Here is a 22,995-nt window from a genome sequence, read left to right as displayed (position 1 = left end):
CCCGGACGCAGGTCAGTGGGCGCCGATCGCCGCCTCCATCACCGCCTTCGCGATCGGTGCCGCGCTGCCGCCCCCGCTGATGTCCCCGCGGTCCGCCGCCGCGTCCTCCACGACCACGGCGACCGCCACCGACGGCTCCGGGTCGTCGTCCGCCTGCGCCCACGAGATGAACCAGGCGTACGGCGTACCGGAGTTGTCGATGCCGTGCTGCGCGGTACCCGTCTTGCCGCCGACCGTCACGCCGGGGATCGCGGCGTTCGTGCCCGTGCCCTCGTCGACGACCTGCGTCATCATCTCCCGCAGCTGCGCCGCGGTGCCCGGGTTCATCGCCTGTCGCAGGGACTTGGTGCCCGCGGTGTCGACCACGTCCCCGTCCTCGGTCGTCGTGCGGTCCACCAGGTGCGGCGCCTTCACCGACCCGCCGTTCGCCACCGCCGCCGACACCATCGCCATCTGCAACGGCGTCGCCCGGGTGTCGTACTGCCCGATCGCGGAGAGGCCGAGCTGCGCCCGGTCCATGGAGGTGTCGAAGTTGCTGGCCGCGACGGACGAGGGGATTCTCAGTCCCCTGTCGTTGAAGCCGAAGTTCCGGGCCGTGCCGACCATCGGGTCGAGGCCCGTGTCGACGCCGAGCTTCGCGAAGACCGTGTTGCAGGACCACTGGAAGGCGTAGCGCAGGCTGGCGTTCGTGCAGCCGTCGACCTCGTTGGTCAGCTGGGTGCTCGTGCCGGGCAGCGTGTACGGGTTCGGGGACTTGGTCGGCGCGTCCGGGTCCGTCACCGCGCCCGAGTCCAGCGCCGCCGCGGCCGTCACCACCTTGAACGTCGAACCGGGCGGGTACGTCTGCCGGATCGCCCGGTTCAGCATCGGCTTGGTCGCGCCGCTGTTCAGCTCCGCCCAGGTGTCGGCCACCGCCCGGTCGGTCCCCGAGAGCCTCTCGGGGTCGTACGAAGGGGCGCTGACCAGCGCGAGGATCTTCCCGGTCGACGGTTCCAGCGCGGCGACCGCGCCCCGCTTGCCGCCGAGGCCCGCGTACGCCGCCTGCTGCACCGCGGCCTTGATCGTGGTCTCGACCTTGCCACCGGGGTTCTGCGCGCGGGTGATGTCGTTCCACAGGGGGAGCGGGGCGAGCATCGGATCGGTGCCGGAGAGGATGTCGTCCTCGGCGTGCTCCAGGAAGGTCGTGCCGTACACCTGCGAGGCGTAGCCGGTGACGGGCGCGTACAACGGCCCGTTCTTGTACGTCCGTTCGTAGCGGAGCTGCTCGCCGGTGTCCCGGGAGCCGGTCACGGGCCGCCCGTCGACGAGGATGTCGCCGCGCGGCTGCTCGAAGCGGACGATGGCGTTGCGGCGGTTGGCCTCGTTGGCGTCGAGCGAGCCGGCCTGGAAGACCTGGACGCGGGTGGCGTTGACGAGCAGGGCGATGAGCAGCAGCGCGCAGAACGCGGCGGCGTGCCGGATGTACCGCGTCATGTCACTCGGCCTCCGCGGGGGTGGGCACGGGCTGACTGCGGGCCGAGTCGCTGACGCGGATCAGCAGCGCCACCATGATCCAGTTGGTGACGACGGACGAACCGCCCTGCGCGAGGAACGGCATCGCCATGCCCGTCAGCGGGATCAGCCCCATGACGCCGCCCGCGATCACGAACACCTGGAGCGCGAGGATCGAGGCGAGCCCGATCGCGAGCAGCCGCCCGAAGGCGTCGCGCAGGGCCAGCCCCGCACGGAAACCGCGCTCCACGAGCAGGGCGTAGAGCAGGAAGATCGCGCAGAGCCCCGAGAGGCCGAGCTCCTCACCGGCCGTCGCCAGGATGAAGTCGGACTTCGCGGCGAAGCCGATCAGGATGGAGTGCCCGAGCCCGAGCCCGGTGCCGAGCATCCCGCCGGCCGCGAACGCGAAGAGCGACTGCGCGAGTTGGTTCGGTCCGCGGCCCGCGTCGATGGAGGCGAAGGGGTGCAGCCAGTCCTCCACCCGGCTGTGGACGTGCGGTTCCAGCGAGCCGACGGCGAACGCGCCGAGCGCGGCGAGGAGCAGGCCGACCGCGATCCAGCCGATGCGGCCCGTGGCGACGTACAGCAGGATCACGAAGAGCCCGAAGAAGAGCAGCGAGGTGCCGAGGTCGCGCTCCAGGACGAGCACGCCGACGCTGAGCAGCCAGATCGCCACGATGGGGCCGAGCACGCGCCCGGTGGGCAGCTGGAGCCGCTTGAACCGCCACAGGGTGCGGCCGGTGTAGGCGAGGGCGTTGCGGTTGGCCGCGAGGTAGCTGGCGAAGAAGACGGCGAGCAGGATCTTCGCGAACTCGCCGGGCTGGATGGAGAAGCCGCCGATCCTGATCCAGATCCGGGCGCCGTTCACGGCGGGGAAGAAGATCGGCACGATCATCAGGATCAGTGCGGTGACGACGGAGAGGTAGGCGTAGCGCTGCAGCACGCGGTGGTCGCGCAGGAAGAGGACGGCGGCGATGAACAGGCCGACGCCGGCCGTCGACCAGATGAGCTGCGCGGGCGCCGCCTCGTCGTGCGGGGTCTCCAGGTCGAGCCGGTAGATGAGGACCAGGCCCAGGCCGTTGAGGAGGACCGCGATGGGCAGCAGCAGCGGATCGGCGTACGGGGCGCGGAGCCGGACGGCGAGGTGCGCGACGAGTGCGAGCACGCCGAGCCCGGCGCCGTAACCGGCGGCGCCGGGCGGGACGGTGTCGTTCTTGGCGAGGCCGACGGCGCAGTAGCCGTACACGGAGAGCAGGACGGCCACGACGAGCAGGGTGAGTTCGGTGCCGCGGCGCCGGGGGACTCGGACAGCCGGGACCGCTGGGGGTGCGGTGCCCGCGCTGGTTCCGGCCATGCCGGGAACGTAGCAAGCAATTCACCCTGAAGTCCGCTTATGTCGACTATGTCGGCCGGGCGAAGAGAGTCGTCCTCAGCACCAGCGCGGAACCTTGCCGATGTTGGCGATGTAGTGCGCGGCGCCCCAGGCCCAGGTGCCGTCGGTGAGCAGGTACCAGATGTTGTTGTTGACGACGCGGTCGCCTGTGGTCTTGCAGAAGATGGTGACGACCTTGCCGCGCGGCACCGTGCGGATCACCTTGCTGCCGCGGGTCGGAGAGGTGTGGAGCAGGAGTCCGGTCTTGGCGGTGACACGGCCCTTGTAGACGGGCGGGTGGTTGTTGGCGTCGGCCGCGCCGTCGAGGGCGGCGGCCGGGCCTGCGGCGGCGAGCGCCGCGAGGGCGCCGCCGGCGGCGAGTATGCCGAGCCGGACAGTGGTGGAGCGCGGGGACATGGGGCCTCCTCGGGGAAAGGGGAGCGGGGCGGCCGAGGCGGATGCCCACAAGCCGCAATTCACACTAAAAGCGGCACTCCGCACCCTCGCAAGCTCACGTTCCGCCGTGCGGTGTGCCCGTCTCCTCGCCGTCCCCGGCCGTTTCGTACGGCAGCCGCAGCGTCGCCACCGCCCCGCCGTCCGCCGCGTTCGAGAAGGCCAGCCGCGCACCGAGCACGTCCGCCTGGCCCAGCGCGATGGTCAGCCCCAGCCCGTGCCCCTTGCTCGACCCCTTGCTGGTGCCCTCGGTGCGGAAGCGCTGCGGCCCGTGCTCCACGAGGTACTCCGGATAGCCGTCGCCGTGGTCCCGCACGGAGACGACGGGACCGTCCACGGTCACGAGCACCGGCGCCCGCCCGTGCTTGTGCGCGTTGGCCACGAGATTGCCGAGCACCCGCTCCAGGCGCCGCCGGTCGGTGTCCACACACACATCCCGTACGACGACGAGCTCCGTGCCCTCCCCGGAAGAACGCACCACCCGCTCCGCCAGTGGAGCGAGTTGATGGGCGTCCAGATCCACCGCCTCGCTCTTCGCGTCGAGCCGGGAGATCTCCAGGAGGTCCTCGGTCAGCGTGCGCAGCGCGGCGACCCGGTCGCGCACCAGCTCGGTCGGCCGTCCCGGCGGCAGCAGCTCGGCCGCCGCGTGCAGCCCGGTCAGCGGGGTGCGCAGCTCGTGCGCCACGTCCGCGGTGAACCGCTGCTCGCTCAGCAGCTTGCCCTGGAGCGTGGACGCCATGGTGTCCAGGGCCCCGGCGACCGCGGCCACCTCGTCCTGGTGCCGGGGGAAACCCGTGCCGTCGGGCCGGGCGTGCGGGTCCTCCACGCGTGCGTCCAGGTCGCCCCCGCTGATCCGCCGGGCCACCTGCGCCGTCTGGTGCAGCCGCCGGGTCACCCGCGTCACCGCGAACGCGCCGACCAGCAGCGTCGCCCCGATCGCGAGGACCGACGAGCCGAGGATCGCCCGGTCGAGCCCGTCGATGGTGCGGGCGCCCTGCGCGTAGTCGACCTGGACGGCGATGGCGCGGCCCCCGTCGGCGGGCCCCGCCGCCCACATCGTCGGCCGCGACTCGTGGGCGGCGACCATCGTGCCGCGCTGCCCGCTCACCGCGAGGTCGCGCAGGCGCGAGGGCAGGCCCACCGGGTCGACGCCCGCGCCGGGGCCGAGCCGGTCGCCTGCCTCGTACCGCTCGGTGACCTCGTCGAGGCGGGAGAGGGCACGGTCGCGGGCCTGGCCCACGGTCTGGTTGGTCACCGAGACGTGCACGAGCGCGCCGAGCAGCGCCGCGAGCGCACAGCACATGACGGTGATGAAGACGGCGGCCTTCCAGGTGAGGGTCGCCGTCCAGGCGGGGAGCCGCGGCCCGCGCGGCTGACGGCGACTCATCACCCGCCGCTCCCGCTGGGCGTGGGCCGCGCGGAGGGCCGGGGCGTCGAGGACTTCGGCGCCTTCCCCCGGTGCCCCTTCGCGGCTCGGACGATCTCGTCGCTGGTCGGCAGCATCGCCTTCTGGTGCGAGTCCCAGGACCACACCGTGTGGTACTCGTACCCCGCGAGGCTGGAGATGGCGCGGATGATCAGGTCCCGCCCGGCGAGCTCGACGCCGAGCACGGCGTCGCTCATCTCCATGATCTGCGTCAGCTGCCGTTCCTCCTCGGCGTAGACGCGGATGTCGAGGTTGTCGTCGGGCGTGGAGACGCCGACGATCAGGTCGTCCCTGCCGTCGCCGGTCAGGTCGCGGTAGTACGCCTTGAGGACCGGGCACCGCCCCTGCTCGCCCGAACCGTCCTCGGCGCAGTCCTTCAGCCGCTCGACGGTTTCCTTGTACGCCTTGTCGGTGGGTTCGTACGTGCCCGGGTTCTCGGTGAAGTCCGCGCGCACGACGTCGACCGGGTCCACCTTGCGCAGGTCGCCCTGCGGCACCTCGACGCCCTTGACCTTGACCGCCTCTATGGCGCCGTAGTCCTCGGCGGGCACCGAAGGGGAGGGCAGATCGGGCCAGAGGTGCGTGGGCCCCTCGGCGGTCGGTGTCGGGCCGGCGCCCCGCAGCCCGCCGGGATCGCCGCAGCCGCCCGCCAGCAGGACGGCGAGGACGGCGAAGGCGGCTGGCGCGAGCCGGCTGCGTTGCACTGCACTCCTGCCTGCCGCGGGGGCGCGGCCTGTCGTGGCACCAGGCCTGTCGTCACGTCACCATTGTTACGTCACCAGGTCGGCGTAGAGAATGATGTTGTCCGAGCGGTGACCGCCCACGATGGGTCCACCGCAGGTCAGCAGGCGCAACTCCGGTCGGTCGGTCGCCCCGTACACCTTATTGGTGGGGAAGTCCCTCTTGTCGACCTGCTGGATCTCCCGCACCTTGAACGTCGCCGTGCTGCCGTCCGCACGGGGCACCTCGACAGTGTCCCCGACGTGGACCTTCGCGACGTTCTTCAGCAGCGCGGGACCGTTCGCCGTGTCGTAGTGCGCGACGATCACGGCGGGCCCCTTCTCGCCGGGCGTGACCCCGCCGGTCCACCAGCCGGGCTCGTCCGCCTTGTCCACGGGCGGCACGTCGAGCTCCTGGTCGGCGCCCACCCCGAGGTCGAGCATCGACTTGGCGTCGACCCCCGCGGCGGGAATCCGCAGCCCGGTCGGCTTGGACGCCTTCAACGGGGCGACGGCCTGCTTCGCCTGCGCGGTCGCGGCGTTGTGGACCTTCACGTCGGGGGCCGGGTCGCCGTTGCCGCCGCCGCTCTGCCCGCAGGCGATCAGGCCGATGCCGAGGGCGGCGGTGAGGGCTCCGGCGGCGGCGATGCGGGCGGTACGGGCGTTCTGCCGACGGGCTGGCGCGGGTGCGTCGGGCGCGTGGGGCGTGTCGGGCTCGAAGCCGGCGGGGGTGCGGGGGGCCATGTGGGGGCTCCTGTGGTGGAGGGGGGCAGGGGAGGCGCTTGCTCGGCCCGGGGTCAGCCGTCCGAGCGGCCGCGGCGCAGCATCGCGAACCCGAGACCGGCCGCGCCGGCCGCCGCCATGCCGCCACCGGCCACCAGGAACGCGGGGTCCCCGGCGTCGCGCACGCCCTCGGCGCCGGCCTTCACCCCGCCCTTGGGGGCGACGGTCTTGTCGCCGTGCCGGGCGGGCCGCTGCTTCTGGTCGTTCTTCGGCTGCGGGACGACCTTCTGGTCCTTCTTGCCGCCGTCCGTACGGTCCTTGCCGTCGAGGTACGTGATGCCGATGTGCCCGTTGGAGGGGTGCAGCTCGTACTTCACGCCGCCCTGGGTGACCGTGGGATGCGTGGCGGAGAGCGTCGCGATCTCCTTGCCCTTGAGGGAGATCGTCGCCACGTACGCACCGCCGCGGTTCTGGATCTTCGCCCGCGCGCCGTTGCCGAGGGTGACTTCGTAGACCTCGCCCTTCGCGTGCGGCCCGGCCGTCGTCGGGGCGGGTGCGGGCGAGTCGGCGAAGGCGCCCGCGGCCGGCAGGAGCAGCGCCCCGCCGACCAGGGTGGAGACGGCGGCGGTACGGAGGAGGGTGTGGCGGCGGTTGAGGCTCACGGGACGTTCCTTACGGTCGGTCGGCTGATCGCTCCGGCGTGATCGGGTGGACTCGTAAGAAGTTAGATGTCCGCTATTGCGGCAATTCGTCGGCTATGTAACGGCAGCCCATAGCTGTGTGGGCAGTGCCGTTACGGGGCGGGCGGGACTTCACACCCGGACCGGTCGTACTCGGCGCAAAGACGCCCCAACTTCTCCCTGCCGCGACCTGGTTCTTGCCGGGGAGCGTGTGGGCTGTTCCCATGGTCGAGGGGGTGAGGGCTCATGACCGGACTGCGTGTCGTACCGGCCTGGAGGCACGGCCAGGAGCGGTTGTACGTGTACCTCGCGGACGGCAGGAACGTGGCCTGGTACGACCGCGAGGTGTCCCGCGTCAACCTGCTCAGCGAGGAGAGCGAGGAGGACGTCCTCGATGTCCTCGCCCCCTTCCTGACCGGCCAGGTCACCGTGGGTCCGCCGCCCGTACCGACCCCCGCCGAACTGGCCCGTCTCGCCCTCCACCCGGACGACGACCTCGCTCCCAACCGCCCCGGCGAAGCCCTGCGGATCTCCCTCGACCGCGACCCGGCGCCCGCCCGCAGGCTGCGCGCCGACGCCCGCCACCGCGCCCTCGCCGCCGAACAGGCGGTGGGCGATGCCCTGGACGCGCTCGAAGGCGCGGGCTGGCGGGTCCTGCACTCCCTGCCGCTGCCCGGCGACGCCCGGATCCACCACCTGCTGATCGGCCCCGGTGGCCTGTTCTGCGTGGGCACCCTCGCGGTCCGCAAGCAGCGGGTGCGCATCGCCGACCCGATGGTCACGGTCGGCCGCGCCGAGCCGTTCCCCCTCCTGCGCTCGCTCCGCTCGGACGCGGGCCGGGCGTCCTTCGCGCTGACCGCGGAGGTGCGCCCCGTCCTGGTCCTCGCCGGGTCCGGCGCCGCCGACCTGGACGTGGCGGCGCCGCCACGCGACGTGCGGGTGCTGCGCGAGGCGGAGCTGCCGTCGCTGGCCCGCCTCGGAGGGGTGCTGAAACCGGCCGATGTGGAGGCGCTGCACGCGCTGGCCAGGGACCGCCGGACGTGGGAGCGCGTCTGACTACAGGTTGTCCCCCCAGCCTCCCTGGATCATGGTCTGGAAGACCCAGGAGCCGCCGCGCCTGATCAGGATGTCGGCGTAGCGCAGCCGCTGCGTCTCGCCGTTCGCCGTCATCACGGAGTCGGTGAAGACGACGGCCATCGCGGGGGAGAGGAAGACGGGCGTGCGCGTCGACTCGAACGAGATGTCCTCGCTCCCGTCCCCCATGACGTGCGTCATGGTCCCCACGAACTGCTCCCGGTCCCACTGCGCCGCCCGCCCGTCACCGGCGGAGTCGTCGCTGACCAGGTTGAGCGGGAAGACGGCCAGGTCGGCCATCCGCTCGACATCGCGCTTCGCGCTGTGCGCGTCGTACTCGGCGAACCAGGCGGCCAGGCTCGCGCGGTCCTCGTCGGTCGGGACGTATCCGGTGTCGGGAAGAAGGGTCACGCGGGCTCCTCTGGATTGCTGGATTGGTGGCTAATCAACTTTGACTACTGGTGCGACGAGAAAGGTATGCCACGGCGCGGTCGTAGTCAAACTTGATTAGTTGTGACGCCGGTCACCCCGGGAAAATCTGTTGGGGAGGGGCGGTGGTCGCTGATACGTTTCCGACGGCCGTGCGAGAGACCGAGGAGGTGGTACCCGTGAACGTATCGACGTGGGTGCTCTCCTCAGGGGTCACGGTCGGGCGGTAGGTCGTCCGGGAGCGCCGTTCTGCGCATTCCCGAAAGGCACGACCATGCACTTCACTTCTGAGAAGCACCTCGACGGCGGCGTCCTCGAGCGTGAGTTCACCCTCGGCGACGTCCCGGGCATCCTGTGGACGCCCGCGGCCGCCTCGGCGCCGGTTCCGCTCGTCCTGCTCGGCCACCCCGCTCTGGGGCTCCGCAAGATGTACCCGCGACTGGCGGCCAGGGCCCGGCACTGCGCGGCGGACGGTTTCGCCGCGGCCACCATCGAGCTCCCCGGGTGCGGCGACCGGCCCGGCTGGCCCGCCCTCGACCAGGCCCGCGCCGATCTGCGCCGGGCCATGGCGGCGGGCGAGCCCGTCGGCGAAGACGTCGTGGACCGGCTCGTCCTCCCGCTGGTCGACCGGGCGGTCCCGGAATGGCAGGCCGCCCTGGACGCCCTCCTGGCGCTGCCCGGCATCGGCGGCCCGGTCGGATACTCGGGAGGAGTGATCTCCGTGGGCGTCCGGCTCGCGGTGGTCGAGCCGCGCGTCGCGGCCGCCGTCCTGTTCGCCGGGAGCCTCGTCCCCCGCGCCGTGTTCGAGGAGGCCCGTCGGGTCACCATCCCGCTGCACGTCCTGCTGCAGTGGGACGACGAGGGCAACGACCGGCAGGCCTCCCTCGACCTGTTCGACGCCTTCGGCTCCGAGGAGAAGTCCCTGCACGCGAACATGGGCGGGCATACGGGGGTTCCGGAGCACGCGGGAGAGGGGGCGGCGCGGTTCTTCGCGCGGCACCTGAAGCGCGGCTGACCGCGCGGCTCCTCGCGTGCGGCCGCGCGCCGGTGAGGCCGTGAGGTCGTGAGGCCTGGCCGTCAGGGTGGCAGGGGGCGCGCCCGGTCGGGGTCGTCGAGGGACTCGAACAGGTCCCCGTGCTCCGCCAGCCGCGGCGCGATGTCGTCCGCGGCGAAGACCAGCCGGCCGGGCTCGTCGCACGCCTCGACCTCGTCCCAGGTCACGGGGGCGGACACGGTCGGCTCCCGCCGCGCCCGCAGTGTGTAGGGCGCGGCGGTGGTCTTCGCCGCCGCGTTCTGGCTGAAGTCGACGAAGACCTTGCCGGGCCGCAGGCTCCGCGTCATGCGGTGCACGACGAGGCCGGGCAGCTCGCGCTCGGCCGCGACGGCGAGCGACTTTGCGTACGCCGTGACCCGTTCGGAGGAGGTCGGCTCCAGCGGTACGAGGAGATGCAGACCCTTGCTGCCCGACGTCTTCGCGTACACGTCGAAACCGTCGGCGGTCAGTCGCTCCCGCAGCCAGAGCGCCGCCCGGCAGCACTCCACGACCGTGGCGGGCGGCCCCGGATCCAGATCGAAGACCATCCGGTCGGCCCGCGCCGGGGCGTCGGCCCGCCACTGCGGCACGTGGAACTCGGTGACGAGGTTGGCCGCCCACATCAGCGTGGCCAGGTCCTGGACGAGGACCTGCCGTGCGGTCCCCTCGGAGCGGGAGCGCGGCACCTCGGCGGTATGCACCCAGTCGGGGGTGCCCGGCGGCACGTTCTTGGAGAAGAACTGCTGGCCGTCGGGCCCGTCCGGATAGCGCAGGAAGGAGACGGGCCGGTCGCGGAGGTGGGGGAGCAGGGCGTCGGCCGTGGCGGCGTAGTAGTGCAGGACCTCGGCCTTCGTGAAGCCGCTCGCCGGATACAGGACCTTGTCCAGGTTCCTGAGCGCGAGCCGCCGCCCCTCCACCTCTGTGATCGGCGTCATAGGATGAGAGTCCCATATAACGCCCAAAGCGCCACAAACCAGCTCTCAGTGAGGTGTCGGACGTGCGATCCATATGGAACGGTGCGATCTCCTTCGGACTGGTCAGCATCCCGATCAAGCTCGTGAACGCGACCGAGAGCCACTCGGTCTCCTTCCGCCAGATCCACACGGAGGACGGCGGCCGCATCCGCTACCGCAAGGTGTGCGAGCTGGAGGAGCGCGAGGTGCCGACGGCGGAGATCGGCAAGGGGTACGAGGACGCGGACGGCTCGATCATCCCGATCACGGACCAGGACCTGGCCACGCTGCCCATCCCCACCGCCAAGACGATCGAGATCGTCGCCTTCGTCCCGGCCGACCGCATCGACCCGCTCCAGATGGGCGCCGCGTACTACCTCGCGGCGAGCGGCACCCCGGCCGCCAAGCCGTACACGCTGCTGCGCGAGGCGCTCAAGCGGAGCCAGAAGGTCGCCATCGCGAAGTTCGCGCTGCGGGGCCGGGAGCGGCTCGGCATGCTGCGCGTGGTCGACGACGTGATCGCCATGCACGGCCTGCTCTGGCCGGACGAGATCCGCGCGCCCGAAGGGGTGGCCCCCGAGACGGACGTCACCGTGCGGGACGCCGAGCTCGACCTGGCGGACGCGCTGATGGACACCCTCGGCGAGGTCGACATCAACACCCTCCACGACGACTACCGCGAGGCGGTCGAGGAACTGGTCGCCGCCAAGGTCGACGGCGTGACCCCGGCGGAGAGGGCCCCGGCCGGGGACGGCGGCGGCAAGGTCATCGACCTGCTCGCGGCCCTGGAGAACAGCGTCCGCGAGGCGCGCACGGCGCGCACGGCGCGCGGGGAGTCGGCGGAGGTCGCCGAGGTGACGCCGCTCGCCCGCAAGGCGTCCCGTACGACGCCCAAGCAGGTGGGCGGGAAGAAGTCGACGTCGACGGCGGCCACCGCGGCGGCGAAGAAGAAGGCCGCCCCCGCCGCGAAGCAGGCGTCGACCAAGTCGACCGCACGCAAGACGACGGCCAAGAAGACGACGACGGCGAAGTCGGCGGGGACGAAGAAGACGGCGGCGACCAAGAAGTCGACGGCGAAGAAGGCGACGGGGTCGGGGACGGGGTCGGGGAGGCGCAAGGCCTCGGCGTGAGCGTACGGGTGGCGGTACGCGGCCTACGCCGTCGCGCCCCGGCCCGCCGGTGAGGAGGCCACGACCTTCGCGACGTACGGCAGGTGATCGTCGAGGAAGAAGTGGCCCCCGGTCAGTACGTGACAGGAGAAGTCGCCGTGCGTCTCGCTCTCCCAGGCGCGCGCTCCCTCGACCGTGACGCGGGGGTCCGCGTCCCCGGTCAGCGCGACGACCGGGCAGCCGAGCGGGGGCCCGGCGCGGTGGACGTGGGTCTCGAGGAGCCGGTAGTCGGCGCGTACCGGCGGCAGGATGAGCGGCAGCAGTTCGGGGGAGGAGAGGAGCTCGTTCGCGGTGCCGGAGAGCTTGCGCATCTCGTCCACGAGTTCGCGGTCGGACATCTCGTGCACCGGCCGCCCCGTCGTCGTGGGGCGCCACGGCAGCGAAGGGGCCTGCCGCCCGGAGACGAAGAGCACCACGGGCGGCCGCCCCTCGGCCGTCATGCGCCGTGCGGTCTCGAAGGCGAGGATCGCGCCCATGCTGTGTCCGAACAGAGCGACGGGCGTGCCGTCGCCCGGCTCCGACAGCGCGGCGAGCACCGCCTCGACGACGTCGTCCGCGCGCTCGGCGAACGGCTCGCCGTACCGCTCCTGGCGCCCCGGGTACTGCACGACCCTCGGGTCGACGGTGCCGGAGACGGCGGCCGACAGCGCGTGGTAGGCGCTGGCGGAGCCGCCCGCGTGCGGGAAGCAGACGAGGCGGGTCCCGGCGGCGGGCGCGGGGTGGAAGCTGCGTATCCAGTCGCCCACGAGCGCGACCTTCCTTTCGATGGTTCGCTGCCGCGCGGGGCGGCGGTCGTCCTGCAACGGTGGTGGCCAGCATGCCGGAAGGGGGGCGCCGGGTCGAAGGCCGGGGGAGGTCTCGAAGGCCGGGGCGGGCTGCGGACCACGGGCTCCGACCTAGACTGGCGACGCCCGCCGGGACGAGCGGGACGAGCGGAATGAGCGGGACGAGCGGAATGAGCGGGACGAGAAGCGCGAGCGGGGCGTAGGCGGGTGACGGTGGTGGGAGCGGGAGGCCGACGGACGGCGCGGGACGGCGTGGTCCGCCCCGCCGACGGGACGGCCGGCGGCCACGACGACTCGTCCGACCCGCCCCCCGAACTGCTCACGGAAGCGGCCGCCGCCTTCGGTCTGCTCGCCTCGTCCGCCCGGCTGCACATCGTGTGGGCCCTGGCGCAGGGCGAGAGCGATGTGAGCGGCCTCGCCGAGCGGGTGGGCGGCGCGCTGCCCGCCGTGAGCCAGCACCTCACCAAGCTGAAGCTGGCCGGGCTCGTCGGGTCGCGCCGCGAGGGCCGCCGCATGGTGTACTTCGTCGCCGACCCCGACGTCGTGACGGTCGTACGGCTCATGGTCACCCAACTCGCGTCGCGCGCCGAGGCGTCCACCGCCCCGGCCCGTGGACTCCGCGGAACCGGTGCCTGAGGGTCCGGTGTCCGGACCGACCACGCTCCAGGTCCTGCGCTCGCTGGAGACCGGACCACGCGGCCTCACGGAGGACGAGGCCGCCGCGCGCCTGGCCCGGCACGGCCCGAACGTTCCGCCGACCCGGCGCGGAGTGTCCTGGCCGCGTCGTTTCGTACGAGGCCTGCGCGACCCCTTCACCGCGGTCCTGTTCTGCCTGGGCCTCGTCTCGGCCGGCACGGCGGCCTGGGGCACGGCCAGCGTGATCACCGTCCTGGTGGCGGTGAGCTGCGCGCTCCGCGCGACGGGCGAGCACCGGGCCGACCGCGCGATGACGGCTCTGCGCGGCCTGGTGCCGACGACGGCGACGGTCCTGCGCCGCCCGACGCCCGACGAACGGGTGATACCCGATGAACGGGCGATACCCGACGAACGGGCGATACCCGCTCCCCGCGAACTCCCCGCCGAGGAACTGGTCCCCGGCGACATCATCCGGCTCGCTGCCGGGGACGTGATCCCGGCGGACGCGCGGGTGCTCACGGCGACGGCGCTGTTCGTGAACGAGGCACCGCTGACGGGCGAGTCGTCCCCGACCGGCAAAGACCCCTGGACGCCATCGGGGGCGGTGGGCGGCCCGGCCGAGCCCCGACCCGCCCCCCACTTGTGCTTCCAGGGCAGCGGCGTCACCGCGGGCAGCGGTACGGCCGTGGTGACGGCGACGGGACGGCACACGCGGTTCGCCACGACGTACACGGCGCCGGAGGCGCTGTTCGGAGGAGGGCGGGGACGGAGGCGGAGACGTGGTTGGGCACAGGGACGGGGGCAAGGGCTGCGGCCCCGCGCGTTCGACCGCTCCGTGCACGGCATCTCCTGGATACTCGTCCGCTTCATGCTGCTCACGCCCCCATTGGTACTCGTGGCGGACGCGGCACTGCGCGGCCGTGGCCTGGACACACTGCCGTTCGCCGTGGCCGTGGCGGTGGGGCTCACGCCGGAGATGCTGCCGGTCGTCGTGACGGCGTGCCTGGCCCGGGGCGCCGCCCGCCTGGCCCGCTCCCACGGCGTGATCGTCAGACGCCTGCCCGCCCTGCACGACCTCGGCGCCATGGACGTCCTGTGCGTGGACAAGACCGGCACGCTCACGCAGGACCGCCCCGCGGTCGACCGCAGCCTCGACACGGCGGGCCGCGACGCACCCGAGGCGCTGCACTGGGCGGCGGTGAACGCGTGGTGGACCCTGCAACTGGCCGACCCGCCGGCCCCGGACGCGCTGGACGAGGCGATCCTGACGGCACCTGAGTCCCCCGACGGCCCTGCCCCGTCCCCCTACTACGACCACTACGACGACTACGACGGCATCGCAGCCCTGCCCTTCGATCCCGTACGCCGCCTGGCCACCGCGGTCGTCGCGCGGCCCGGCGCACCCCTCGGCGTCCACACGCTGGTGGTCAAGGGCGCCGTGGAGAACGTACTGGAGCTCTGCGTCCTCCCCGACGAGGAGCGTGCCCGCCTCCAGGCCCTCGCGTCCCACCACGCGGCGGAGGGCCTGCGCGTGCTGGCCGTGGCCACGGCGGACCGTCCCGCACGGAGCCGGCGGGACGCCCCTCGACCCGCCTGGCCCCCGGCCGACGTACGCGGACTCGATTTCACCGGCTTCGTCACCTTCCGCGACGCCCCGGACCCGGCGGCCGGCCCCGCCCTGCGCGCGCTCGCCGACCGAGGCGTCACGGTCAAGATCCTCACCGGCGACCACCCGGGCACGGCCGCACGCGTCTGCCGGGATTTGGGCATGGGCCCGCCCCTAGCCCCCGACGCCATCCGCACGGCAGCGGACATAGACGCCCTCCCACCCACCGACACCGCAGCCCTGGCGGAACTGGCGCACCGCACCACGGTCTTCGCGGGCTGCACGCCCGAGCACAAGGCCCGCGTCGTGGCGGCCCTGCGCGCCCACGGCCACACCACGGGCTTCCTCGGCGACGGCGTCAACGACCTGCCGGCCCTGCACGCGGCCGACGTGGGCCTGGCCCCGCACGGCGCGGTGCCGGTGGCGAGGGAGGCGGCGGACGTGGTGCTGCCGCAGCACACCACGACCACGCCTTCCGCGGCGGGCAACGCGTCACACGACTCGTCAGACGACTCGTCGGGCGCCCCGTGCGGCGGCCTGGCGACGATCGACCACGCCGTCACCGCGGGCCGGAGCAGCGGCACGAACATAGCGACGTACCTGCGCGTCACGCTCTCCTCGAACCTCGGCAACGTCATCGCGATGCTCACCGCGGGCCTGCTCCTGCCCTTCCTGCCGATGCTCCCGGCCCAGGTACTGGTCCAGAACCTCTGCTTCGACGCCGCCCAACTCGCCTTCGCCCACGAGCGCCCGGACCCCACCGCCCTGCGCCGCCCCGTCACGCTCCGCCCCCGCGCGTTCCTCCGCCTCATCACGGGCTTCGGTGTGCTCAACGCGGTGGCGGACCTGGCGACCTTCGCGGTCCTCGCGCTCGCGGCGCCGGGCCCGACGGGGACGGAGGACGAGTCGCTGTTCCACGCGGGCTGGTTCACCGAGAACCTGCTCACGCAGGCGCTGGCGATGCTGCTCCTGCGCGGCACGGCGTACGCGACGACGGCCCCGCGCAGGAAGATGACCCCGGTTGCCCGCGCGGCGATGGCCCTGGCGGCCGCAGGCATCCTCCTCCCGCTCTCACCCCTCGGCCCGCCCCTGGGCATGACACCCCTGCCGCCCCTCTACTACGCACTCCTGACCCTGGTCCTGACGCTCTACGCGGCGACACTCACGACAGTTGTACAGTTGCGCAACAAGGCAAGTGTCGCTCGTGGAAGCGGCGGAAGTGGAAGAGGAGGGCCAAGATGATCCGCAATGCCCTGCAGCCCTGGCACCTACTGGTCGTACTGCTCGTGGTCGTCGTGGTGTTCGGCAGCAAGAAGCTCCCGGACGCCGCCCGCTCGGTGGGCAAGTCCCTGCGCATCCTCAAGAGCGAGACGCAGGCGCTGAAGGAGGAGGACGCGCAGCGGGAGAAGCAGCGGGAGCAGCGGAACTCCGCCGACGTCACGTCATGAGGTGGCCCGAATCGCGGAGATGTCGAACTGCAGCCGCACCTTCTCGCTGACCATCGTGCCGCCCGCGGCGAGGCGCTGGTTGTAGACCAGCCCCCAGTCGGTCCGGTCGATGGTGGTGGTGCCGTCGAACCCGACCCGCTCGAAGCCGAAGGGGTCCACGACCGACCCCAGGTAGTCGAGTTGCAGCTCGACGGGACGGGTGACGTCGCGGATGGTCAGGTCCCCGGCCATGCGGAAGGTCTCCCCGCCCTCGTGGACGGTGGAGGTGCTGCGGAACACCATCTCCGGGAAGCGGCGCGCGTCGAAGAAGTCGGTGCCGACGAGGTGCGCGTCCCGCTGCTCCACGCCCGTGTCGACGCTGGCGACCCGGATGACGATCTCGGCCCGCGACGCGGAGGGCCGGTCGCCGTCGAAGTACAGCGTGCTGTCGTAGTCGGCGAAGGCGCCCCGGACGGTCGTCACCATCGCGTGCCGCACGGAGAACCCGACGCGGCTGTGCGGACCGTCGATGGTCCACTGCCCCGTCAGGCCGCGCAGCGCGGAGTCGAGCGCGACACCGCCGCTGGTGGAGGTGTACGCACCGGACGCACCGAGGCCGCCGGCCGACGGCGGCTCGATGGTGGCGGTCTGGCGACGGCTGAAGATGCCCACGGGTTCGTACCCTCCCTCGACGATGATCGCTCCGTGCTATCACGCGGTCCTCGCCCGCCACCTCGCAAGATGGGCGGCCTCGTCCGGGTTCCATGGCGCCGACGGGAAAGATGCACAGGATCGACATGATGTGGATGCACGATCGGACGGCCGCACGTCACGCACGGTCACGACGCGGAGCGGGTGGCGCCGAAGCCCCGGCCAACTGCCTCGTGCCCCCCGTCCGAGCCCCGGCGCCCCCAGGCGGCGTGCCGAAACCAACGGCAAGCGCGCAAACACGTACGCACACACGCCCGTACGCACACACGCACGCACGGCAACACGCGTACGCACCGCGACACCGTCGGCCGACACACCGCCGCATCCCTCATCAGGTGTACGCGCCCCTACGCCCTCCCCCGTTCCTTCGGGCGCAGTGGCGGATACAGGCGGCGAACCCCCGATCTCGCCGCCGCCCCAAAGTCTTCCCGCCCGCTCACCCGACGTCGTTGACCATGGGCGCACTCTTGTTGACCGCCAGCGCACTCCCGTCGCTCAGCAGCGTGCGCGCGCGGACCTCGCTGGGAGTGAGCCCGTACGCGGCCCGGAACGCGCGGGTGAAGACGGCGGGCTGGGTGAACCCCCAGCGGGCCGCGATGGCGCCGACGGGCACGCCGGCGAGGGCGGGATTGGCCAGCGCCCGACGGCACCGCTCGAGGCGCAACTGCCGTATCCAGGAGGACACGGTCAGCCCCTGCTCCTGAAAGAGCCGGTGCAAGTACCGAGTGGAGATGTGATGCGCGGCGGCGATGCTGTCGGGATTGAGGCCGGGATCGCGCAGATGCCGTCGGACATGACTCTGCACCCGCAGCAACAGGGCGCGCGTACGACTCTCGGCAGGTAACGACCGTTCGACGTCCATGTACTGGGCGGCGAGATGCCCCACGAGGTCGACGAGCGTATGGGTGAGCCGGTCGGAAGTGGCGGGCGTATCCCCGAACTGCCCTGGGTCGTCGACGACTTGGCACATGAAGTGGGAAAGCAGAGCCCCGAACCCTTCGCGACCGGACAGGGGCCGCGAGACGAGGTCGGGAAGCCGGTCGGCCGGAAACGGCAGCAGATGCATGGGCAGCGTGGCCACGATGCTACGAGTCGGGGCGCCGCTCTCGTCGTGCCGCCGCATCCACCCCTCGAAGGGCGAGGACGACTCGTACAACAGAAAGTTCCCGGCCCCGAAACGCACGTTCCGCCCGGCCTGCTCGAACCCGCTGAGCCCCTGCAAGGTGAGCGAGACCTGCAAACTCCCGGGATCCCCTCTGCGAATGTGCCGAGCCGTCCGACGCACCTCGGCCGAGGGATACGACATGGTGGTCAGCGTCGCGGCGCCCAGGTCCACGTGATCGACGGCGACGGGGAAATCGTCGGTGAAGTCACTGCGCAACGTCGTGGCGATCGGCGAAGCGGACTTCAGCCCGAACCACCAGTCGAACCGCTCCTGCGGGGGCACGGCTTCACTGGACAGGCACGCTCGAATCATCCTCAACCCTCTCGCTCGTACGCTCGCCCCCTCCGACCCCCTCACCCCACCCAAGCGTGCAACTCCCACCCCCCAAGGGGGAAGGCTCCACCAGGTCTCCCCAACGCACCTACGACACCACCGCAGACCACCGCTCCACCACCCACCCCACCCGACTCCGGGAGCCACCAGGCGAATGCCTTGCCCTGGCCACGAACCTACGCAGCCGGGTCGCTTGTCCGGGCCCCTTCTGCGGCCAGGAGATGCGCGAGGTCGTCGCGCGCGCTGTCGAGTGTGGAGAGCATCTGCGCACGGGTCTCGTCGAAACCGGGACTGACCTCGACCCCGAGGTCTTGTCGCAGCGTGACCCGCAGCAGGTGGACGCCGTCGGACAGCGGGCTGCTGAACCATGCATCGGCCCGCTCGTACGCCTCGTCCAAGTCGGAGCTGAGAGGCAGATGCTTGACGACCGCGTACCCGACCCCAAGAGCCCTGTTAAGAACCGAGGCTACGTCCAGAACGTCCTTGGCCAGTGCCATCTGAGCCTGGGAATACTCGTCCGCCAGGCCTCCTTAGCGCTCTCGAGGAGAGCCGGGTCGACGCTTTCGCCGCGCTTCGCCGCCAAGACGGCGTCCCGGGCGGCGACTCGGTAAGCGCGAGCGGTGGTGTTCAGGCGGGCATAGAGATGCCGGCGGGCTTGCATCGCCTGCTCGTGGCGCTCCTGCTCTCGCTCCACGTCCGCAGACCTCGGCACTCGGCCGCTTCGGACTGCATCTGCCCGCACATACGCGAAGACCCCGGCCTCAGCGTTTCCGCTGGTGACGGGGTCTTTGGGCACCCAATACAAGGTGCCCCCGGCAGGATTCGAACCTGCGCACACGGCTCCGGAGCCCAGGTGAGACCGCAGGGCCATAGCTGCCCTGACCTGCGGCTGAGGCTCCGATCGGGCGAGTGTCGAGCAAGGTCATCACGCCCCTATTACGCGGGTGGCCTGTCGGGCGGCTGGTGCGGGCCGTATCGTCGAAGCATGATCTCGGGTAGCGGCGAGGGAACGGGCAGCAGTGACGCGGAGTTCACGGCGAAGGGCCTGGAGCCTGTCCTCCGGGAGGCATGCGCGACTGCCGGACTCGACTACCGCGGCGCCGAGTTGCTGCGGCTCGGATCGAACGCGGTCTATCGCCTCACGTCGTTACCGGTCATCGTCCGCATCGCGCGTGATCCGGCGGTTGAAGCGGAGATGGCCCGGGCGGTGGGGGTGGCCCGGTGGCTTGAGGAGCAGGACTTCCCGGCCACGCGTGTGCCGGCTTCCATCGCTCAACCGCTCGTCGTCGGTGGCCTGGTGGCCACCTTCTGGCAGAGCGTCCAGGAGACCGAGGAGTACGCGACGGTCGGTGAGCTGGCCGACCTCTTGCGCCGCTTGCACTGGCTCGAAGAGCCTGCGTTTCTGGGCCTGCCGTACTTCGACCCGCTGGCCAAGCTGGCGACGTCGCTCGAAGGGCTCGACGGCATCCCGGGGGAGGACCGAACGTTCCTGGAGGAGCGAGCGGCGAGGCTCGCCAAGGACTACGACCGACTGGACTTCGTCCTTCCCTTCGGCATGATCCACGGTGACGCCAATATCGGGAACATCCTCCGCCACCGGGACGGGCACGCTGTGCTCATCGACCTGGACGGCTTCGCCCTTGCTCCGCGTGAGTGGGACCTGATTCAGACGGCGATCTTCTACGACCGGTACGGCTGGCATACAAAGGCGGAGTACGCCGAGTTCGTACACCGGTACGGCTTCGACCTGATGAACTGGCCGGGTTACGAAACGCTTGCTGACCTGCGTGAGCTGATGATGGTCGGCTGGCTCGGCCACCAAGTCGCGACGAGTGAGCGGTCTGCCGCCGAATTCGCTCGGCGAGTGCACTCTCTCCGCACCGGGGAGGGCCGAGACGAGTGGGGCCCGTTCTGATCCCGCCGAGGCCCGTGCTCAGACACCGGCGTGAACGCCTGAGGCTATCCACAGCCTGTGCTCTGTGACCTGCTCGGTGAACGCTTGGACGTGCGCGCTATCGCCGGCCCCTGCGAGGTTCTGCCGAAACTCGGCCAGGTAGCTGACGCACCGTGCCGACTTGAGCTGCTCGCCCAGGTCGAGCGCATCGACCGCAACGCGACAAGCCTCCTCGACGTCTCCGGCCCGTAGGTGAGCGTCGGCGAGAACCATGGTTGCGAAGAAGTCGCTCCGTACGTGGCTGCCGCTCATTGCGTTCTCGGCATGGGCGACGGCTTGCCGGGCGCTGTTGACGTCACGGAAGCAGTGGGCGGCCTCCGCGGCGAGCTCGGCCTCGTCGAAGTAGCTGATCCATTCGGGCTCGTCGTCGGAGTTCCGGCTCTCCAGCGCTTTCGTGGCGGCACTCAGGGCGGCTTCGCAGGCTCGAATGTCCCCGGTCCGTGCAAGCGCACGGGCCTCCATGGCGTGGAACTGGGCGCGAAGCGTGGGCGTGGCCACAGGAGAGATGCCCATGAGTGCCGCGCGGGCGAGCGTTGCGGCCTGGGTGTAGCGACCGAGGAATGTGGCCTGATGACTCATGGCCGACAGAATGCTTCCGGCGAGCCGACGGTCGTTGGCGTCCTGGGCTAGCCGGAGGGCCTGGAGAAAGTACCGCTGGGCCAGGCCGTGGCGGCAGGCGTCGTACGACATCCAACCAGCAAGAAGCGTTGCTTCCGCCGTGGTGGAGAGCAGCGCTCGGCCGATCTGCTCCGTGTACTGACCGCGCAGGAGTGGCGCGACTTCGGTGCTGAGGTACTGGATCGCCGCATGCCGTGCGTGGTCACCGCCGAACCGGTCGTCCAATTCGGCGAACATGTCCGCCGTGGTCTTGATGGCGGCCACGTCTCCGAGACCAACACGGATTCCATCCCGGCGTTGCCGGGGAATGGCCGGCTCGGGCGCCACCAACCATCGGAGGGACGCTTCGTTCCAAGCGGGCTCGGACGGCTCGGCCTGTAAGAGGGGCTCGTACCGGTTGAGATCCGCACGCCACAGTTGGCTAACTGCTTCGATCGCGTCGTCGGGGCTCGCCGGATAGCTGACGTCCAGAAGAGACGCATCCCGTCCGCTCTCGTGGTTCAACCCGAGTTCGGCCGCACTGAGGTCGTACGCCTCGCAGAGGAGGGGCCCATAGAAGTCGTCCGGAACGCTGTGGCCGTTTTCCCAGCTGGCAACACGCCGCTTGACGCTGGCGTCTGCCGGGAGCTGATGTCCACGGCGCGCCGCAGCGTGACGCAGCTCGCGGACCAATCGCGGCTGACTCCACCCGCGATCCGTACGGGCCTGCCGTAAGCGAACGCTGGTCGATTCCATAGAAGACGTGACCGTCCTCTCCCGGTGAGTGAATTGGTGCGACCACTGGGGCTCACGACTCTGACGCCGTACGACCGAATGTACGCGCGGTTCATGGCCCGATGCTCCAAGTAGTGGCAGATCGACGGTGATTGACCTACGACGGGGGATGACACGTCCACGCGTGATGCGTCATCCCCCGTCACCCCTTGTCATCTGCCCTGACCAGGGTGGTGAACGTGAGTCTGGAGGCAGAGCGGCATTGCGGCCGCGAATGAGACTGACCGAGGTGAGATGACGTGCAGAGGATGACCACCAGAGGCGTCGAATGGCTCTCCGCGGCGGCAGACGATCCGGCCGACTGCCGGGCGACCTGGGCGGACGACCCACGCGCACCGTACGCGCTGGCGGCCGGCCGCTTCTTCGACGTGGTGACGGTCGAACAGCGGGTCGGCATGGAGACCTTCGATCAACTTCTGCACCGGGGACTTCCGTTCGGCCCGGTAGTACTCGACCACAAGGCCCGGCGAGTGGGTTTCCTCCTCGGCTCGCGGAGTCAGGAGACCTTCCTTCACTACCTCGCCCAGGAAGACGGCACGCCCCCCACGTACCGCTACCTGGGTCACGGCTCGGTGGTCGTCGTCCCGGGACCGATGCCTATGAGCGGCGACCGCTACCAGTGGCTCCGGGCGCCGGCTCGACGCCCAATCGCCAACCCGCTACGTCCAGTCGCTTTGGCCACGATGCTGGTTGCCTCCACCGAGCTGCTCATCCGTGTGGACCGGTACGGCGAGCGCTACCCGTCTGAGGCTGCACTCGCCCTCCCCACCTTCGAGGGGACTGCGACCGATGCGGGATGACCCCACCCACCGGCATGACGCTGCCACCTGGTCGCCCCTGGACACCGACGACTGGTACGCCGCGCGTAACGCTGCAACGGCCCTTCGGGATGCTTTGCTCCGCGCCGGCCTGGAGAAGGACTTCCCCTACTTGCGAGCCGACTTGAACGCCTTCGGACATGGCCTGGTCGACCTGGGCCGCGTCTCGCCGCCCACCGCCGAACGTCTGGCGGAACTGCTGCGACTGGCGCTTGCTGCGGGGCTGCGGCGGCTTGAAGAGAGCGGCGACGGAGTTTCTCAGCACCGCGTAGGAGAGGACTGACGTGATGACCGACCGACGGGGAGTCGTCGCCAAGCGCGCTGAAAACCTGATACCTGGTGTGCCCTACGTCCGGGGCTGGGCGCAGGCTCGACGCGGTGCTGACGAGCTGGCCGCACAACTGACCGCTCTCGGCCTGGAGTCGGACTTCCCCGCCCTCACGGCCGACGTGAACGTCTCGGGCGACGGCCTCGTACGCCTCGGCACCATACGGCCTGACGCGGCCATGATGCTGGCGGAACTGATCGCGTCGGGCCTCGCGGCAGAGACGCCGATGCATGCCGAGACCTCAATACTTGAGGCGGAGGACGCCCGCCATACCTCGACGGCTGCCTGACCGGACCGGTCGCGGTCCGAGGAGGCTCC

At 71.3% G+C, this 22,995-nt stretch carries 24 protein-coding genes; 10 read left to right on the top strand and 14 right to left on the bottom strand.

Annotated features, from left to right (window positions below; translation table 11 throughout):
• Nucleotides 1-12: 12 nt before the first annotated feature.
• The 7 genes from DEJ48_RS12660 to DEJ48_RS12630 form a co-directional block, all read right to left on the bottom strand.
• A complete protein-coding gene (locus DEJ48_RS12660) occupies nucleotides 13-1,473 on the bottom strand; it encodes a peptidoglycan D,D-transpeptidase FtsI family protein (protein WP_150216224.1) in 1,461 nt (486 codons plus the stop codon).
• Nucleotide 1,474: 1 nt separating this feature from the next.
• Nucleotides 1,475-2,845: an FtsW/RodA/SpoVE family cell cycle protein gene (locus DEJ48_RS12655; protein ID WP_150216223.1), complete on the bottom strand. Its 1,371-nt coding sequence runs from the start codon at nucleotides 2,843-2,845 to the stop codon at nucleotides 1,475-1,477.
• Between the two features lie 75 nt (nucleotides 2,846-2,920).
• Nucleotides 2,921-3,280 (bottom strand): SH3 domain-containing protein, encoded by a 360-nt coding sequence (locus tag DEJ48_RS12650; protein WP_150216222.1) that lies wholly within the window; start codon nucleotides 3,278-3,280, stop codon nucleotides 2,921-2,923.
• A 94-nt stretch (nucleotides 3,281-3,374) separates the two neighbouring features.
• Nucleotides 3,375-4,703: a sensor histidine kinase gene (locus DEJ48_RS12645; RefSeq protein WP_150216221.1), complete on the bottom strand. Its 1,329-nt coding sequence runs from the start codon at nucleotides 4,701-4,703 to the stop codon at nucleotides 3,375-3,377.
• A complete protein-coding gene (locus DEJ48_RS12640; RefSeq protein WP_150216220.1) occupies nucleotides 4,703-5,446 on the bottom strand; it encodes a hypothetical protein in 744 nt (247 codons plus the stop codon). The genes DEJ48_RS12645 and DEJ48_RS12640 overlap by 1 nt, the downstream gene beginning before the upstream one ends.
• 66 nt (nucleotides 5,447-5,512) lie before the next feature.
• Complete coding sequence (locus DEJ48_RS12635) at nucleotides 5,513-6,205, bottom strand: class F sortase (RefSeq protein ID WP_150216219.1); 693 nt, start codon at nucleotides 6,203-6,205, stop codon at nucleotides 5,513-5,515.
• A 53-nt stretch (nucleotides 6,206-6,258) separates the two neighbouring features.
• A complete protein-coding gene (locus tag DEJ48_RS12630; RefSeq protein WP_150216218.1) occupies nucleotides 6,259-6,846 on the bottom strand; it encodes a hypothetical protein in 588 nt (195 codons plus the stop codon).
• Between the two features lie 264 nt (nucleotides 6,847-7,110).
• Between DEJ48_RS12630 and DEJ48_RS12625 the strand changes: the two genes are divergently transcribed.
• Nucleotides 7,111-7,920 carry a nuclease-related domain-containing protein gene (locus DEJ48_RS12625; RefSeq protein WP_150216217.1) on the top strand — a complete coding sequence of 270 codons (810 nt, stop codon included), beginning with the start codon at nucleotides 7,111-7,113 and terminating at the stop codon, nucleotides 7,918-7,920.
• On the opposite strand, the gene DEJ48_RS12620 is transcribed toward DEJ48_RS12625, so the two are convergent.
• Nucleotides 7,921-8,349, bottom strand: a complete 429-nt coding sequence (locus tag DEJ48_RS12620) for a DUF4440 domain-containing protein (RefSeq protein WP_150216216.1) — start codon at nucleotides 8,347-8,349, stop codon at nucleotides 7,921-7,923.
• A 292-nt stretch (nucleotides 8,350-8,641) separates the two neighbouring features.
• Between DEJ48_RS12620 and DEJ48_RS12615 the strand changes: the two genes are divergently transcribed.
• A complete protein-coding gene (locus DEJ48_RS12615) occupies nucleotides 8,642-9,382 on the top strand; it encodes an alpha/beta hydrolase (RefSeq protein WP_150216215.1) in 741 nt (246 codons plus the stop codon).
• A gap of 62 nt (nucleotides 9,383-9,444) precedes the next feature.
• Here DEJ48_RS12615 and ligD read toward each other — a convergent pair whose 3' ends face one another.
• A complete protein-coding gene (ligD, locus tag DEJ48_RS12610) occupies nucleotides 9,445-10,335 on the bottom strand; it encodes a non-homologous end-joining DNA ligase (RefSeq protein ID WP_150216214.1) in 891 nt (296 codons plus the stop codon).
• 62 nt (nucleotides 10,336-10,397) lie between these two features.
• On the opposite strand from ligD, the gene DEJ48_RS12605 reads away from it, so the two are divergent.
• Nucleotides 10,398-11,483, top strand: coding sequence for a Ku protein (locus tag DEJ48_RS12605; protein ID WP_190537364.1), 1,086 nt, complete (start codon nucleotides 10,398-10,400; stop codon nucleotides 11,481-11,483).
• A gap of 23 nt (nucleotides 11,484-11,506) precedes the next feature.
• Here DEJ48_RS12605 and DEJ48_RS12600 read toward each other — a convergent pair whose 3' ends face one another.
• The gene (locus tag DEJ48_RS12600; RefSeq protein WP_223832015.1) at nucleotides 11,507-12,268 is read right to left on the bottom strand and encodes a thioesterase II family protein; all 762 of its coding nucleotides are present in this window, start codon (nucleotides 12,266-12,268) and stop codon (nucleotides 11,507-11,509) included.
• 291 nt (nucleotides 12,269-12,559) lie between these two features.
• Between DEJ48_RS12600 and DEJ48_RS12595 the strand changes: the two genes are divergently transcribed.
• From DEJ48_RS12595 to tatA, 3 genes are read left to right on the top strand one after another with little or no spacing between them, the layout of a single operon-like run.
• Entirely contained in the window at nucleotides 12,560-12,943 is a 384-nt protein-coding gene (locus tag DEJ48_RS12595) for an ArsR/SmtB family transcription factor (protein ID WP_150221142.1), read from the top strand.
• Nucleotides 12,918-15,791, top strand: coding sequence for a cation-translocating P-type ATPase (locus DEJ48_RS12590; protein ID WP_150216212.1), 2,874 nt, complete (start codon nucleotides 12,918-12,920; stop codon nucleotides 15,789-15,791). The genes DEJ48_RS12595 and DEJ48_RS12590 overlap by 26 nt, the downstream gene beginning before the upstream one ends.
• A complete protein-coding gene (tatA, locus tag DEJ48_RS12585; protein ID WP_150216211.1) occupies nucleotides 15,788-15,997 on the top strand; it encodes a Sec-independent protein translocase subunit TatA in 210 nt (69 codons plus the stop codon). Before DEJ48_RS12590 ends, tatA begins: the two co-directional genes overlap by 4 nt.
• Here tatA and DEJ48_RS12580 read toward each other — a convergent pair.
• From DEJ48_RS12580 to DEJ48_RS39695, 3 genes are all read right to left on the bottom strand, one after another.
• The gene (locus DEJ48_RS12580) at nucleotides 15,992-16,648 is read right to left on the bottom strand and encodes a YceI family protein (protein ID WP_150216210.1); all 657 of its coding nucleotides are present in this window, start codon (nucleotides 16,646-16,648) and stop codon (nucleotides 15,992-15,994) included. The two genes, tatA and DEJ48_RS12580, sit on opposite strands and share 6 nt — an antisense overlap.
• A 475-nt stretch (nucleotides 16,649-17,123) precedes the next feature.
• Nucleotides 17,124-18,134 carry a helix-turn-helix domain-containing protein gene (locus DEJ48_RS12575; RefSeq protein ID WP_223832014.1) on the bottom strand — a complete coding sequence of 337 codons (1,011 nt, stop codon included), beginning with the start codon at nucleotides 18,132-18,134 and terminating at the stop codon, nucleotides 17,124-17,126.
• A gap of 227 nt (nucleotides 18,135-18,361) precedes the next feature.
• A complete protein-coding gene (locus tag DEJ48_RS39695) occupies nucleotides 18,362-18,682 on the bottom strand; it encodes a hypothetical protein (RefSeq protein WP_190537362.1) in 321 nt (106 codons plus the stop codon).
• 488 nt (nucleotides 18,683-19,170) lie between these two features.
• On the opposite strand from DEJ48_RS39695, the gene DEJ48_RS12565 reads away from it, so the two are divergent.
• Nucleotides 19,171-20,100: an aminoglycoside phosphotransferase family protein gene (locus DEJ48_RS12565; RefSeq protein WP_150216208.1), complete on the top strand. Its 930-nt coding sequence runs from the start codon at nucleotides 19,171-19,173 to the stop codon at nucleotides 20,098-20,100.
• Between the two features lie 18 nt (nucleotides 20,101-20,118).
• On the opposite strand, the gene DEJ48_RS12560 is transcribed toward DEJ48_RS12565, so the two are convergent.
• Complete coding sequence (locus DEJ48_RS12560) at nucleotides 20,119-21,492, bottom strand: hypothetical protein (protein ID WP_150216207.1); 1,374 nt, start codon at nucleotides 21,490-21,492, stop codon at nucleotides 20,119-20,121.
• Between the two features lie 287 nt (nucleotides 21,493-21,779).
• On the opposite strand from DEJ48_RS12560, the gene DEJ48_RS12555 reads away from it, so the two are divergent.
• The 3 genes from DEJ48_RS12555 to DEJ48_RS12545 are packed head-to-tail and all read left to right on the top strand — an operon-like array spanning nucleotide 21,780 to nucleotide 22,966.
• A complete protein-coding gene (locus DEJ48_RS12555; RefSeq protein ID WP_150221141.1) occupies nucleotides 21,780-22,331 on the top strand; it encodes a bifunctional DNA primase/polymerase in 552 nt (183 codons plus the stop codon).
• Complete coding sequence (locus DEJ48_RS12550) at nucleotides 22,321-22,632, top strand: hypothetical protein (RefSeq protein ID WP_150216206.1); 312 nt, start codon at nucleotides 22,321-22,323, stop codon at nucleotides 22,630-22,632. The genes DEJ48_RS12555 and DEJ48_RS12550 overlap by 11 nt, the downstream gene beginning before the upstream one ends.
• A gap of 4 nt (nucleotides 22,633-22,636) precedes the next feature.
• Entirely contained in the window at nucleotides 22,637-22,966 is a 330-nt protein-coding gene (locus tag DEJ48_RS12545; RefSeq protein ID WP_223832012.1) for a hypothetical protein, read from the top strand.
• The last annotated feature ends 29 nt before the right edge of the window (nucleotides 22,967-22,995 follow it).

The organism is Streptomyces venezuelae, assembly GCF_008642315.1.
Classification (GTDB): Bacteria; Actinomycetota; Actinomycetes; order Streptomycetales; family Streptomycetaceae; genus Streptomyces; species Streptomyces venezuelae_D.
The sequence above is the reverse complement of the archived record's forward strand: the minus strand, read 5'-3'. Positions and strand labels throughout refer to the sequence as shown.